The sequence below is a fragment of the Streptomyces sp. NPDC026394 genome, assembly GCF_055567735.1.
Genome location: NZ_JBVHPX010000030.1, coordinates 18,268 through 31,688, shown reverse-complemented (window position 1 = coordinate 31,688; position 13,421 = coordinate 18,268). Strand labels below are relative to the sequence as shown.

At 73.9% G+C, this 13,421-nt stretch carries 9 protein-coding genes; 4 read left to right on the top strand and 5 right to left on the bottom strand.

From position 1 onward, the window contains the following. Positions 1 to 30 precede the first annotated feature (30 nt). On the bottom strand, positions 31 to 2,088 hold the full coding sequence (locus ACZ4QV_RS38065) for a hypothetical protein (protein WP_467764087.1): 2,058 nt from the start codon (positions 2,086 to 2,088) through the stop codon (positions 31 to 33). Positions 2,089 to 2,213: 125 nt separating this feature from the next. Here ACZ4QV_RS38065 and ACZ4QV_RS38060 point away from each other — a divergent pair, with 125 nt between their 5' ends. Beyond that, positions 2,214 to 3,467 carry an aminotransferase class III-fold pyridoxal phosphate-dependent enzyme gene (locus tag ACZ4QV_RS38060; RefSeq protein ID WP_361159214.1) on the top strand — a complete coding sequence of 418 codons (1,254 nt, stop codon included), beginning with the start codon at positions 2,214 to 2,216 and terminating at the stop codon, positions 3,465 to 3,467. Between the two features lie 50 nt (positions 3,468 to 3,517). Then, positions 3,518 to 7,426, top strand: a complete 3,909-nt coding sequence (locus tag ACZ4QV_RS38055; RefSeq protein ID WP_467764086.1) for a hypothetical protein — start codon at positions 3,518 to 3,520, stop codon at positions 7,424 to 7,426. Between the two features lie 94 nt (positions 7,427 to 7,520). Here ACZ4QV_RS38055 and ACZ4QV_RS38050 read toward each other — a convergent pair whose 3' ends face one another. After that, positions 7,521 to 8,879, bottom strand: coding sequence for an alkaline phosphatase (locus ACZ4QV_RS38050; RefSeq protein ID WP_361591038.1), 1,359 nt, complete (start codon positions 8,877 to 8,879; stop codon positions 7,521 to 7,523). 207 nt (positions 8,880 to 9,086) lie between these two features. On the opposite strand from ACZ4QV_RS38050, the gene ACZ4QV_RS38045 reads away from it, so the two are divergent. Both ACZ4QV_RS38045 and ACZ4QV_RS38040 read left to right on the top strand, forming a co-directional pair. Beyond that, positions 9,087 to 9,578, top strand: coding sequence for a hypothetical protein (locus tag ACZ4QV_RS38045; protein ID WP_361159222.1), 492 nt, complete (start codon positions 9,087 to 9,089; stop codon positions 9,576 to 9,578). Positions 9,579 to 9,658: 80 nt separating this feature from the next. Continuing rightward, positions 9,659 to 10,447 carry an APH(3') family aminoglycoside O-phosphotransferase gene (locus tag ACZ4QV_RS38040; protein WP_361591040.1) on the top strand — a complete coding sequence of 263 codons (789 nt, stop codon included), beginning with the start codon at positions 9,659 to 9,661 and terminating at the stop codon, positions 10,445 to 10,447. Between the two features lie 80 nt (positions 10,448 to 10,527). Here the strand turns inward: ACZ4QV_RS38040 and ACZ4QV_RS38035 are convergent, their stop codons facing one another. Genes ACZ4QV_RS38035 through ACZ4QV_RS38025 form a run of 3 tightly spaced genes read right to left on the bottom strand, consistent with a single transcriptional unit; the run spans position 10,528 to position 12,868 of the window. Further along, positions 10,528 to 11,190, bottom strand: coding sequence for a cupin domain-containing protein (locus ACZ4QV_RS38035; protein ID WP_361159227.1), 663 nt, complete (start codon positions 11,188 to 11,190; stop codon positions 10,528 to 10,530). A 27-nt stretch (positions 11,191 to 11,217) separates the two neighbouring features. Continuing rightward, on the bottom strand, positions 11,218 to 12,420 hold the full coding sequence (locus ACZ4QV_RS38030) for an MAB_1171c family putative transporter (protein WP_361159230.1): 1,203 nt from the start codon (positions 12,418 to 12,420) through the stop codon (positions 11,218 to 11,220). Then, positions 12,413 to 12,868 (bottom strand): hypothetical protein, encoded by a 456-nt coding sequence (locus tag ACZ4QV_RS38025; protein ID WP_361159233.1) that lies wholly within the window; start codon positions 12,866 to 12,868, stop codon positions 12,413 to 12,415. The genes ACZ4QV_RS38030 and ACZ4QV_RS38025 overlap by 8 nt, the downstream gene beginning before the upstream one ends. Positions 12,869 to 13,421 lie beyond the last annotated feature (553 nt).

The window sequence follows — 13,421 nt, the reverse complement described above, 5'->3', positions numbered from 1 at the left end:
CGCTACCGGCCGTCCCGCGCGGCGGCCCGGTCAGCGCAACCCGGTCACGTACCGGGCCAGTTCGCCGAGGTCGTCCGCGATCCTGCGGGCGGTGTCCGCGGCGGGTGCGGGGCAGCGGCGCAGCCAGCTCTTGACATTCCACCACAGGGCGTCGCCCGCCAGTTCCAGGGCGGTGTCGAAGGCGCGGTCGTCGCCGACGGACGTCCGCAGTACGGCCAGGTCCGCCGGGGCCAGGCGGTGTTCGACGACGAAGGAGGAGATCTCCGCCTCCAGGGGGCCGGTCCCGCCCCAGATCCAGTCGAGCCCGAACCGGCGGACGACGGGCGGCGCGTCCGGCGCCGGGGGCGCGCCGACCTGCCAGTGCCAGCTCTGGTGCGAGTACGGCAGCGAGGTGCGGAAGACCCGGGCGCGGGTGCCGCCGAAAGCGGCGCGGCGCGGCAGGTGGCGGTCGAGCCAGGCACCGTCCACGGGGAGCGGGCAGGCCAGCCGGGCGCGCAGCCGTTCCAGGGCCGTGGCGAGCCGTTCGCGCGGCGCGTAGGTGACGGTGGGGTCCACCGGTCCCAGGCCGCCGAGGTGGTCGAGCGCGTGCCAGTAGCGGGCCACGGCTTCGAGGGCCTGGCGGCGGTGCTTCTCGGTCATCCGGGGCAGTTCGGCGCCCAGCGGGCGCAGACCGTCCTCGTGCCCGGTCACCAGGTAGCCGTCCAGGTGGTGGCGGACGGGTGGCAGGAACTCGCCCAGCGCCTCGACGGCCTCGGCGCCCTGTGCGCCGTGCGGTCCGGTGCCGACGAAGCGGAAGTGATAGGCGCGGGGGCGGGGGTCCGGCGCGCCGGGGGTTCCGGTGGCGGGTCCGTCCGCGACGAGCGAGAAGGGGGTGTTGCGGGGGCTGATGCGGAGCACCCCGGTCTCCGGGGGTGTGGTCGTGGCGGGACCGGTGCCGTCGACCTGGCCGGTCGGCCTCGCACCGGCCGGGGAGGTGTCGGTGTCCGTGGCGCGCGGCCCGTACGCAGCGAGGAACGGGCCGCGGAACGGCGTCACCCGGTACGCGGTGGTGCCGGCGGGAACCGCTCCCCCGGCTCTGGCACGGGCCGTCAGGCGGTCCGCGTCGGCGGGGGCGAGCAGTTGCCACAGCCGCCCGGCGTCCTCGCGTACGGCGGAGGTCCTGGTCAGCGGCCGTACCCCGGTTGCGTCCACGGCGTACGTCCGGCCCGGCGAGGCGCACACGATGTCGCGCGCCCCGGGGTAGCGCCGGGCCAGCGCGTCGCGGACCGCCCGTGCGGTGCCGCCGGTGTCCGGCTGGTCGTCGACGGCGACGACGACCGTGCCCTGCGGCAGGGCGGCGGGCAGCCGGCCGGTCTCGGCCGGGACGAGCGAGATCCGGCCCGCGGTGCGCAGCGGGCGCAGCGAGGTCCAGGGGGCGGCCGTGCGCCCGGCGGCCGCCACGGCCGCCGCCCACAGGGGCGCGAGGTAGGAGCCACCCGTACGGACGCCCACCACGAACACCGGGGTCCGCTCCTCGGTGGCCGCCAGCCACGCGGCGGCCTGGCCGTGGACCAGCGCCACGTCGGCGAGGTCGTACGCGTAGCACTCCGGCGTCTTCCAGTCGGTGGCGTGCCGCAGCAGCGCCTCGGCCGCCGCGTCGCCGCGTGCCGCGCCGGCCTGCCACAGGCCCGCGGTGTACGCGGCGGTCCGTGCCATGGCGCGTTCCAGGAAGCCCGGTCCGGGCGCCGGTGGCGCGAACCGCCCCCCGGGACCGGCGGCGACGGCCCGCGCGAGGTCCTGGCACGCCTGCCTGACCTCGTCCAGCAGGGCGCGGGCGGACGCGGGCGCGGTGGGGCACGCGGCGGTGTCGGCGAGGAGCTGCTCGATGGAGCAGGCGCACGCGTAGCGGGCCTCGGCGCTGCCGAGCCGGACCGCGGAGGCCACGGCGGCGCGGCGCAGCGGGGGCGGCCCGGCCGGTGCTCCCGTGGCCGGGGACTGCGGCCGGCCCGGGGTCGCGACACCGCCGGATCGTTCGCCCGACTGTCCCGTATGGGCTCCGGGGTTTTCACCGGAAATCACCTCTGCCGTCCGCGCATTCGCCGTTTCCACGTTTTTCCTCCTGCCGTCCGGTTTCCTGTCCGACCCTGGTCCGATCTTTTTCCACGACCGACAGGGAATGACTGTGGACGCGTCGTCGATCCACGTTCAACAGTTCATCGAGAAAAAGGCTGACGATGACTCAAAATTTTGCGGCCCTGGCCGAAATTCCCACCTGCCCGCGGAATGCGGAGGGCAATCCTCGCGTATTCGTCTCGGCTGCGGGCGCCTATGTGACCGACGATGCGGGAAAACGCTGGATCGACTTCGACAACACCCGGGGATCGGTCCTGCTGGGCCACGGTGACCCGGAGGTCGCCGAGGCCGTCGGCCGCGCGGCCACCGGGGCGCTGGGCACCGCCACCGGCTGGAGCCCGCTGCTGGACACGGTCACCTCCCGGCTGCTGGAGCTGTGCGGCGGCGAGGTCGTCGGCCTCTTCCGTACCGGCACCTCGGCCGTGCGCGCGGCGGTGCTCGCGGTGCGGGAGGCGGTCGGCGCCCCCCTGGTGCTCAGCTCCGGCTACCACGGCTACGACCCGATGTGGTACCCGGCGAAGGCGCCGTTCGAGCCCAACGCGGACGGCGTCGTCGACTTCTTCTTCGACCTCGACGTCCTGGCCGGGCTGCTGCGCGACGACCGCGACCGGGTGGCCGCCGTGGTCGTCTCCCCCGACCACATGCACCTGTCGCCGCGCTGGTACGAGCGGGCCCGCGCGCTGCTCGCCGAGGCGGCGGTCCCGCTGATCGTCGACGAGGTGAAGGTCGGGCTGCGCTACGGTCCCGGCCTGTCCACCGCGGGGCTGCTGGACGCGGACGTGTGGGTGACGGCCAAGGGCGTGGCCAACGGCTTCCCGACGGCCGCGGTCGGCGGGTCGCGGACCCTGCTCAAGCCGCTGCGCGAGGTGTCGTACACCTCCTTCTTCGAGCCCACCGTGCTGGCCGCCGCCGAGCGGACCCTGGCCCGGGTGGCCACCGGCGAGCCGCAGCGCACCGTACGGGAGACGGGCGACCTCTTCGTGGAGCACGCCCGCTCCGCGCTCGCCGCGGCGTCACTGCCCCTGGAAGTGGCGGGCAACGGCACCTTCTTCCAGTTCGTGCCCGCCACCCGCGAGGTCAAGAAGGCCTTCTACAAGGCGACGGAGGAGGAGGGGCTGCTGTTCTACCGGGGCGACAACCAGGCCGTCTCCGCGGCCTTCGGCCCCGGCGTCCTGGACGACGCGCGGGCGCGGTTCAGCCGTGTCTGCGACCGGCTCGCCCCGTTCGCCGCGGCCGGACCGGTCGGCGAGGAGGCCCGTTACCTGGCCGCCTGGAGCGTCATGGACGGGCTGCGCGAGGCCGAGCGCGACGCGCGGGAGACCCGGGAGTGGGTCGACCGGTTCCTGGACGACTGACCGCACGCGCCGCTCGCACCCCCGGACACGAAAGGGCAAGCACCATTCCCATGGACAGACCGTCGAATCCCAGGCCGGCAGACCCGGAAAGCGCGTACGGCGCCAAATGTGCCCGCCTCCTGGAACTTTCCACCCATCCCCGGTTCGCCTCCGTCGCCCTGCCCGTTTTCCCGCTGGCGGACGAGACGGCCCGGGAATTCCTGAACAGCGTCCGGGACGCGGGCGGGGAAACCGGCGGAGTGCCTCCGCAGGACGCTCCCGGAGAAACCAGCGAGACGCCCCCGCAGAACACCACCGGGGACACCCGCGAAACGTCCTCGCAGGACACTGCCGGGCAACTCGTCACCGGATACACGCAATTCCTGCGCCGGCAGTGGCCCGGGCTGGCCGACGAGATCGCCCGTGCCTGTGGCCCCGCCCCCTGGATCGTGCGCAGTTCGGGCGCCGAGGACCAGGAGGACAACATCAACGCGGGCGGCTACGACAGCCTGGTCTGCGCCGGGCCCGAGGAGCTGCCCACCGTCGTCGCGGCCGTGGTCTTCAGCGGTTACGGCGCACACGCCGTGGCCCAGCAGCGCCTGGCCGACCCGGACTTCCGCCCCGCGCCGATCGCGGCGTTCGTACAGCCGCTCATCTATGGAGGCGGCTCCTCCACCGCCTCCGGGCCGCCGCCCGCGCCGCACGAGACCCCGCGGATCGGCCGCCCGGAGACCGACCGGACCGCCCGCCTGCTGGCCGCCCTGCACGACCACTTCGGCATGGCGCGCCTGGACTGCGAGTGGGTCCTGGAGACCGACGCGGGCACCGTGTCCGTCACCAGCCTCACCGAGTGCGATGAGGGCAGCGGTGTCGTCGGGCAGCTCTCCCTCGGTTTCGGTTTCGCGTCCGCGCAGCGGCTGGACGGCACCGACAACAGCGTCGTGTGGCTGCCCGGCGACGGCCGGACGCCGCTGTGGCGCGGTGAGGTCCTGCGGTCCGTGCAGGTGCGGGCCGCGCACCTGGTCCAGGTCCGGCCCGCCGTCGCGTTCGACCCGGCGCCGACGGTGCAGGTGCTGACCGACGAGGACCGCGCGGTCTGGGAGGACGCCCATACCGGGCGCCCGGTGGACCTGCTGGTCCCCCCGCGGCAGGTGGCCGCCACCGCGTTCCTGGCCGCCGCCCGGCTGGACGACGCCTGGACGCAGTACCTGCGGCTGGACCCTGAGCAGCGGGCCGCCACCGGGCACGTCCTGGTCGAGCGCGGCAGCCCGGCCGAACACGCCGCCGTGATGTTCCGCCAGTACGGCGTGGCCGTGCTGCGGTGCCGGACGGAGGACGTGCCGGAGTCGGCGTCCTACGTCCTGGCCGACCCGTGGGCGGAACGCTGTTACTTCGGCACCGGCCACCCGCCCCGGGCCCGTACCGTGCCGCGCCGGGTCGCCGCCGTCCCGTCCGGCTGCCGGCTGCTGTTCGACGAGCGGTCCTGCGGACGGGCGGCCGAGACCCTGGCGGACGGGCGGCAGCCCGGACCCGGGGCGATGCCGGGGTACGAGGAACTGCGGACCGCGGCCCACCTCTCCCCCGCGGCGCGCGAACGCCTGGTCGCGCGCAGCTTCCTGCCCGACCCCGAATGCCACCACCGGGACGGCAGGTCGGTGGCCTCCCCCGCCTTCGTGGCCCAGGCGGCCGCGGCCGCGCTCGGACTGGGCGCCGATCCGGCGCGGTTGCCGGACGCCGTGCCGCACGAGGCCACCGGATACGTACGCGGCCTGGTGGCCGCCCGTGCCTCCGGCCACGTCGCGGCCGTACTGCCACGCTGCGCCCGCCTCGTGGGCCCGCAGCGCCTGGCGGCGGCCATCGGCGGGCCGGACGTACGGCCGGCGGCCACCCTGGCCCGGCTCGACAGCCGCGAGGCACTGTCCGACACCGTCCTGCGGCGCCTCCTGCCGCCGGTCCTCGCCCTGGCGGACGCCGACGGCGGGGCGGACGCGGCCCTGGACCCGCTGCTGGCGGTCGAGTCCCTGGCCGACGCCATGGACGCCCTGGACATCCACGCGCACCACGAGCGCGACGACATTCTCGTCCGCCTGCTCGACGCCCTGCCGCTGGAGGACCCGGCGGCAGCCGGGGAACTGTGCCGGCTGGCCCGGCGCTCGTCCCTGCCGCCCGGCGAGACCTCCCGCCTGGTGGCCACCGCCGCGGCCGACCCGGACTTCGCCGCGCGCCATCTGGCGCTGGAGCGCTGCCGGGTGGCCCTGTCCGCCTCCGACCCCGCCGCCGCGCCCCGCCGCGCCCGCGAACTGGCCGCCGCCTACCGCGCGTTCGCCCGCGGTCCGCTGCTGGAGGGGGACGGCCGGGTCCTGCTGAACCTGGTCCGCTGCGATCTGATCGAGACCTACGACGCGGCGCTCAAGGACCTGCTCCTGAAGCTGGTGGACCGCCCCGGCCCGGTGCTCCACCAGGGCTATCTGGGCGTCATGCTGGGCTGGCTGGAGCTGGCCGAGGCCTTCGGCCCCACGGCCCGCGAGGCGCGGGCCGTCGAAGTGTTCCGGGCGTGGATCGAACAGTGGCGAGCCGGGCCGCCCGCCGAGGACCACACCATCGAGGAGGGCGCCTCGTGGCGGCGGCTGCTGGAGAGCGCCGCCGACGCCGCCACGCCGCCCCCGGCGCCGGCCAACGCACACCGGCTGCACAACGCCCTCCACCAGTGGCTGCTGGCGACGACGGAACGCTATCCGGCCGAGCGGGCCCCCAGCGGCGTCGCCGGGCTGCACGCGATAGCGGACCGGTTCTGCCGGGGCGGCAACAAGCTGCTGCGGCTGACCCGGGACTCCTTCGAGCTGGACGTCCCCCTGTCGCTGCACAAGGCGAGCCTGCTGTTCACGCCCGGCAGGATCGAGGCCGAGTGGAGCGAGCAGCCGGACGTCACCGAGGAGGAGACCGGCCGGCTCGCCGCCTTCGAGGTGCTGCTCGCCCGGTTCGGCGACTGGTTCCCCGGTGTGGAGTTCCGTTCCGAACGGCTGCTGGCGGCCGGGACGTGGACCCTGCGCATCGAGGCCCGCCCGACCGGACGGGAGCACTTCGACCTGCCCAGGATGCGGCTCGTCCTGGGGCTGCTGCGGACGCTGTTCGACGGCTCGTACGACTTCTCGTACGTACCCGTCAAGGAAGTCGCCCACCTGACGGACGCCTTCGCCTCCGCACGCTGGGCGGCCGTCTTCGCGTCCCTGGTGGAGTACCGCACGCACTACGACGACTCGGCACAGTACGAGACCCTGGAGACGCTGCCCCTGGCACTCTCGATGGGCATGCTGTGCACCGACACCTGGACCCGGGAGACGGTGCTGCGCCTGGCCGACGAGAGCCCCGGTGCGGCGGTCTCTCAACTCGACGCGCTGATCGAGGGGTTGCGGGAGGAGGCCGCTCCGGCCGCCTGGACGACGCTGGTCCACCGGACGCAGCAGACGGCCTTGTTCCTGGCCGCGCACCACCCCCGGGAGGCCCTCGCCGTCCTCGCCGCCCGCCCCACGGCGAAGTGGGCGAACATCCTGGCCACGGCCGTACTGCCCCGCGCCGACCTGCGGGAACCGCTGCGGGCCGCACTGCGCCAGGACGGGCCGGGCGGCGCACTGACCGCGCTGGTACTGCGGCACGCACCGCACCTGGTGGCCACCGCGGCCGACGCGGCGGAACTCGCCCGGGCGGCACTGCGCGCGCCCAAGGCCCACCGTCGCCGCAAGCAGTACCTGGCGCACCGCCACGCCGTCGTGCTGGAGGCGGCGGACCTGCTCGGGCCGCTGGTGGAGGATCTGGAAGTGGTGCCGTACGGGTACGACTCCGCCGCGGAGGCGGCGCTGGAGCGGGCCGTGGCGGCGGTCGGCGGACGGCTGCGCGCCGACATCCGGTCGAAGATCGACGAGACGCATCCGGTGTTCCTCGGCGGCCCGTCGGCCGTGGTTCCCTCCACAGCGGTCCGGTAACGGACGGCGTCAGCGCGGCGTGGGCCGCTGTCCCGGATGCCGGGGCAGCGGCCAGCGCCTCAGGCCCTGTCGTCGCACCGATGCGCCGCTGCGCTCAGCGCAGGCCGAGCGCGCGGGTGATCGTCGTGAACAGCTCGGTCTGGTCGGTGACGCCCCTGACCCGTTCGGCGAACGGGCCCTGGGCCGCGATACGGACCTGGGTGCCGGTGTGCTCCTGCCCGTCCTCGGGCGTGGTGGTCGTGGCGTAACCGACCTTGATCCGGCCGCCCTCGTCGGTGACGAGCGTGGCCGACAGGCCCATCGGTTCCGCGTCGACCGGCACGATCTGGCTGCTGTGCCCGTGGTCGGCGGTGGTGATCACGAGGGTGTCGGGGTGGCGCTCGGCGTAGTCGCGGGCCACCTTGACGGCGCGGTCGAACGCGGCGGTCTCACCGATCTGGCCGCAGGGGTCCGCCTCGTGGTTCTGCTTGTCGATCGAGGCGCCCTCCACCTGGAGGAAGAAGCCCCGGCCGGCCCGCGCCCTGGCCTCCAGCAGCTCGACGGCCTTGCGGGTCTGCGCCTCCAGCGTGGGAGTTCCGGCCGGCCGGCGGGGGTTGGCGGTGACGCAGCGCTGCGCCTCGGTGCCGCCGCGGGCCGCGGGCCGGCCCGTCCACTCCACGGGTACGGCCCCGGGCGCGAACAGGCCGAGCACCGGGCGCTCCGGACCGGCCGCGCGCAGGCCGCGCGCGTCGCTCACGATGCGGTAGCCCAGCTTCTCGGCCTGCTGGGCCACGGTGAGGCCCTGGTGAGGCCCCTCGGTGATCTTCTGGTCGAAGCGCTGCCGGCCACCGCCGAGCAGGACGTCGGGCCGCAGCCGTACGGACTGTTCGGCGATCGACCCGAGACCGCCCCGGCCGATCGTGTCGCGGGGGCACCCTTCCATGTCGGCCGGCCCCTGGCAGTCGCGGTCGCCGACGTGCGCGGCCATCGCGGCGGGGGTGGCGTCGGTGAGTTCCGCGGTGGTGACCGACCCGGTGGCCAGGCCCTGGCGGCGGGCCAGTTCGAGGACGGTGGGCATCGGACGGTCGGTGTCGGGTGTCTTGGATATGCGGTAGTTGACGGTCTTGTGGCCGGTGGACCAGGCGGTGGCGCTCGCGGCGGAGTCGGTGACGTAGTCCGGCCGTCCGTGGCTGTCGACCGAGTAGGTGGTGTACGTACCGGTCTGCGGGAAGCCGTCCATGTGCAGCCGGCCGCCCGCGCCGACCGTGTAGTCGCGGGCCAGGGTGATCTCCGCATCCCCCATGCCGTCACCGATCAGCAGGATGACATTCTTCGCCGTGCGGGGGCGGTGGCCGGCACCGGCGTCGGCCGTGGCGGAGACGACGGTGGCGGCCGTCACGGCGACGGCCAGGACACCGGCCGACCAGGTCAGCCGGCGGCGGAAGACATGCGGGGTCAATGACGTCGATCTCATCGTGCTGGACCTCCGAACCCGCGGAACCGCGCGCGGCCCCGCCAGCTTCATCAGCTCTAGCGGATAGAATAGGCAGCGAGCGTACGCCAACTAATCGGCCAGGCGCCAACAAGAGCGAACAAGTACGCACGCGAACGCGATAGAGTCGTCCGCCCTGGCGGGCAACGACGCCCGTCCGGCCGAATCACCGCAGGCAGGAAAAGGCGCATGAGTGACCGCACATCGGCAACCGACCAGGAGGGCCGCCCGCTGCTGCGCGCGTTCGGGCAGCGCCTCAACGAGCTGATCGCCGCTCTGCACCCCGACGAACGCAAACGCCCCGGATACGCCCGGCTCGCCAAGGAGATCCGCGAGACCACGGGCGGCGCCATCTCCGGTACGTACCTCTGGGAGCTGGCCACCGGCAAGAAGCGCAACGTGACCCTGGAGCAACTGGACGTGCTCGCCGAGTACTTCGGCGTGCCCCCCGAATACTTCCTCAGCGAGGACGTGGCCGAACGGGTCAACTCCCAGCTCCGGCTGGCCGTGGCCCTGCGCGACACCCGGGTGCGCAACCTGGCGCTACGCGCCGAGGGGCTGTCGCCGGCCGCGCTGGACGCCCTGCTGACCATTGTCGACGAGGCCCGCAAGGTGCAGAACCTGGCACCCCCGGAAGCCGGCGTCGACGGCACGGAAGAACCGCCCGCCGCCGCGCCGTGACCGCACGGGAACGGCTCATTCCCGCCCCCGGACCGTGCGACCCGTACGACCGGGGCCGGACGTCGGCAAAGATGTCGGCCATGAACGAAGAAGTACAAAAGCTTTACCCCCACCACACCTGGACTCCGGTCACCGACGGCGACTCCGGCGCCTTCGTCCACCACCTCACCGGCCCCAGCGAGCTGTACGCCAAACTCGTCCCCGCCCAGCCGGACACCGGTCTCGACCTCAAGGCCGAGGCCGACCGCCTGGAATGGCTCGCCAAGCAGGGCGTCCCGGTGTCCCGCGTCGTCGACCTCGGCTCCGGGGACACCGTGTCCTGGCTGGTCACCGAGGCCGTACCGGGTGTCTCCGCGGCCGAGGAGTGGCCGTCGGCGCAACGCGCCGAGGTGGCGGAGGTGCTGGCCGACGTCGCCCGGCGGCTGCACGGGCTCCCCGTCGCCGACTGCCCGTTCGACGCGAGCCTGGACGTGATGATCCCGCAGGCCCTGCGCCACCTCGAAGCGGGCCTGGTCGACATGGACGACCTGGAGGAGGAGCGGGCGGGCTGGTCGGAAGGTCGACTTCGCGCCGAACTCGAAGGCACCCGCCCGCCCCGGGAGGACCTGGTCGTCTGCCACGGCGACCTGTGCCCCAACAACGTGCTGCTCGACCCGGAGACCCGCCGGCTGACCGGAGTGATCGACGTGGGCCGCCTCGGCCGCGCCGACCGGCACGCCGACCTGGCCCTCGCGATGCGCGAACTGTCCCGCGAGGAAGACCCGTGGTTCGGGCCGCACTGCGTGGAGCGCTTCGTCGAGCGGTACGGCGCCGAGCGCGTCGACGCCGGGAAGACGGCCTACTACCAACTGCTGGACGAATTCTTCTGAAGCCGATGGCCCGCGCCTCTCGCCGGGACGCGGGCCACGGCCCTGCCTCAAGAGCCCGCCGGCGACGCGCGGTCGCGCCGTCAGCGGGCCGCCGCCTCCGGCAGCAGGTGGAAGTCCTCGAACTGGAAGCCCGGTGAGACCACACAACTCACCAGCACTTCTTCGTCGGTGACCGAGCGGGCGCGCTGCCAGGAGCCCGCCGGCACCAACACCTGGGGCCGCTGCCCGCCCGCCAGGTCGGGGCCCAGGAACACGTCCGTGGGGCGGGCGGCGGGCCGCTCGCCCGTACCCCCGAGCTGGAGGCGCAACGGACCGCCCCGGTGCCAGAACCACAGCTCCGGAGAGCGCACGGTGTGCCAGCTCGACTCCTCCCCCGCCGACAGCAGGAAGTAGATCGCGGAGGCGGTGGGCCGGTTCCCGGCGTACTCCTCGACCCGCAGGGACGTCCCGCTGCGCCAGGTCTCCTTGTACCAGCCGCCCTCGGGATGCGCCCGCATGCCCAGCAGCCGTGCCGTCTCGGGCTGCTCGGTGCGAGCACCGGCCGTGGCCGGCGCCCCGCTCGGGGCCGGCACCCCGCTCGTGGCCGCCGCCCGTTCCGGGGCCTTCGCCGCGCCGCTCCCGCCGCATGCCGTGGCCGTCACGCCGAGGACTCCGGCCGCTGTCAGGCCGAGGGCGGCGCGGCGCGAAAGGCTCTCGCGGGGCATGAAGCCCTCGCGGCGCGAAGGGCACTCATCGGTTTCCATGTCACCGTCCGTCTGTACGAGGCGCCGTCATGACGCCTGACCGGTAGGGGCCGCCCGGTGCCGCTGCTCCTCGGCGCTCAGGAACGAGGCGGCCAGGGTGGAACGGAAGAAGCGCGCCAGGTGCAGGAGGAAATCCAGTTCCTCGGCCATGTCGCCGCCACCGCTCTGCGGCAGCCCGGACGGCCGCCCCGAAGCGGCGGTACCCGAGCGTTTGTTCGCCACTGCCGTGCCGGCCCAGCACGCCGTCACCGCCGCCTCCACCGAGGCATCCGCGATCCGCGCGGCGCGCACGTGCTCGCGGGCCCGGGCGAGGGTGCCCTCCGGGGAGTAGTCCTCCAGCGCGAGCAGGCCGTCCCGGATCTCGATGGCGCGCCGGTACAGCCGCAGGTCCGAGTGACGGACCGCGCTCAGCAGGTCCACGGCACGCGAACGCGGGTCGGTGAGTGTGACTTCCGGGGTGACGCGCACGAGCGTCCGCCACAGTGGATGGAGCCGGTACATGACCGTCATGTCCCGCGCGGTGCGCCACGGCCCGCGCAGCAGCGGCAGAGCCGCGCCCGCCCCCATGAAGGCCGCCTCCGCCCCGGAGATGGCGGGGAACAGGTGCGGAATCGTGGCATCGCGGCTGAGCACGTGGACCAGTGAGAGCGCCATGAGCACCGCGGACAGGGCGATCCCGGTTCCGAACAGCAGCAGTCCCGCCCGGGTGGACGTGTTCTTCACCTGCCGCCCGCACACCCAGCACGCGGCGACGCAGGCCGTGTTCGCCACCAGGTGGTAGCCGAGCAGTACGACCCAGTAGTACGTGTCCGGGCTCTCCTCCTGGCCGGGTCCGCTGGGGACCACGTGCCGGGTGTGCGGCGGCGAGACGACGCACAGCGTGACGAGCGCGGTCAGGGTCAGGACCGCGGCGGCCAGGATGGCCAGCTGGGTCCGCCGCAGGCCGACGATCGCCGAGATGAACGCGAACACGGCGGTGGCCGCCAGGAGTCCGACGATCTCCTTGGCCAGGAACACGGTGTGCGGGTCCAGCGCCGCCATCGCGAGGGACGAGACCTGCGGCAACTGGAGGGTCATCGCCACCGAGGCCAGGCCCACCGCGAGCCACAGGGGCCGCTGCTGCGGCGTCCGGACCGCGACGGGCGCCCGCAGCAGGGTGACGACCCACATCAACGCGAGGCCCAGCCACTCCAGTTGTTCGAACAGGCCGTGCGGCCCCCGGTCAGTCATGGGTGATGCCCAGGGCCCGGTCGGCCCGGTCCGTGGTGGCGCACCGTTGCGGCCCCCGGCCCGGGCCCGTGGCATGCGTCCTGATCAGGCTCGCCAGCATCTCCGCCTCCTGCTCCTGACGCGTCGAGTAGTTGGTGCGGGCGAGCATCCGCTGGATGAGGCGGGGACTGAGGTCGGCCAGGACCGTACTGATACCGGCGTGATTCCCGTCCGCCAGCATCTGGTGGTCGAAGAGCAGGTGCCCGATCTCGTGCAGCACGATGTGTTCCTGGTGCAGCGGCGCGGTACGGGCCTCGAAGAAGATGTGGTCGTCCGTGTCGGTGGCCAGCCACAGGCCGCACGCCGCCATTCTCGCGATGTGCGTGGGCAGGGCGTGCAGATGCAGCGGACGCTGTCGCTGCTCGGAAATGTTCCGGCAGAATTCCTCGACGGAAAAGGGGGTCGGCAACGTGATGTCGGTCAGTTTCGACCGGCACCGCCGGCGCAATGTGGAGTACCCGTACAGCATGTGGGAGAACTGCCATTTCTTCTGTGAGGGGCAGCGCGTTCCTGCGCGCGCTGCCCCGTGCTCCGACGGCTGGTAGCACGATGCGGACCCGCCCGGCCCGGTCGAGGTCCGGCGGGGGTGTGTGGCGCGAGGCCGGGAGACGTCAGCGCGGAGGTCCCCGCAGCGCGTCCGGAGAGCTGCCCCAGTAGACCGTGCGTCGCAGCTCCGCTGCCGGTGCTTGCGCGCCGGCCGCGGGGGCGGTGTCGCCGGACAGCCCACGGCGCGGGAGGAGCAGGGAGCGGGTAAACGTTACTTCGCAGCGTGGTCCGCACGACGGGCCGAGCATCCTGGGACCGTGCGGACCACGGGCGGCGCCGCGTCCGTCGGACATCCGGGCGCCGGGCGGACACCAGGCGGCCCGGCGTCCGTCGAAGCGGAACGGTACGCCGGAAAGATCCGTCGGCGAAGGGGCGTGCGTCGGCGGGGCGCTCATCGGCGCCCCGTCCGGAAGCGG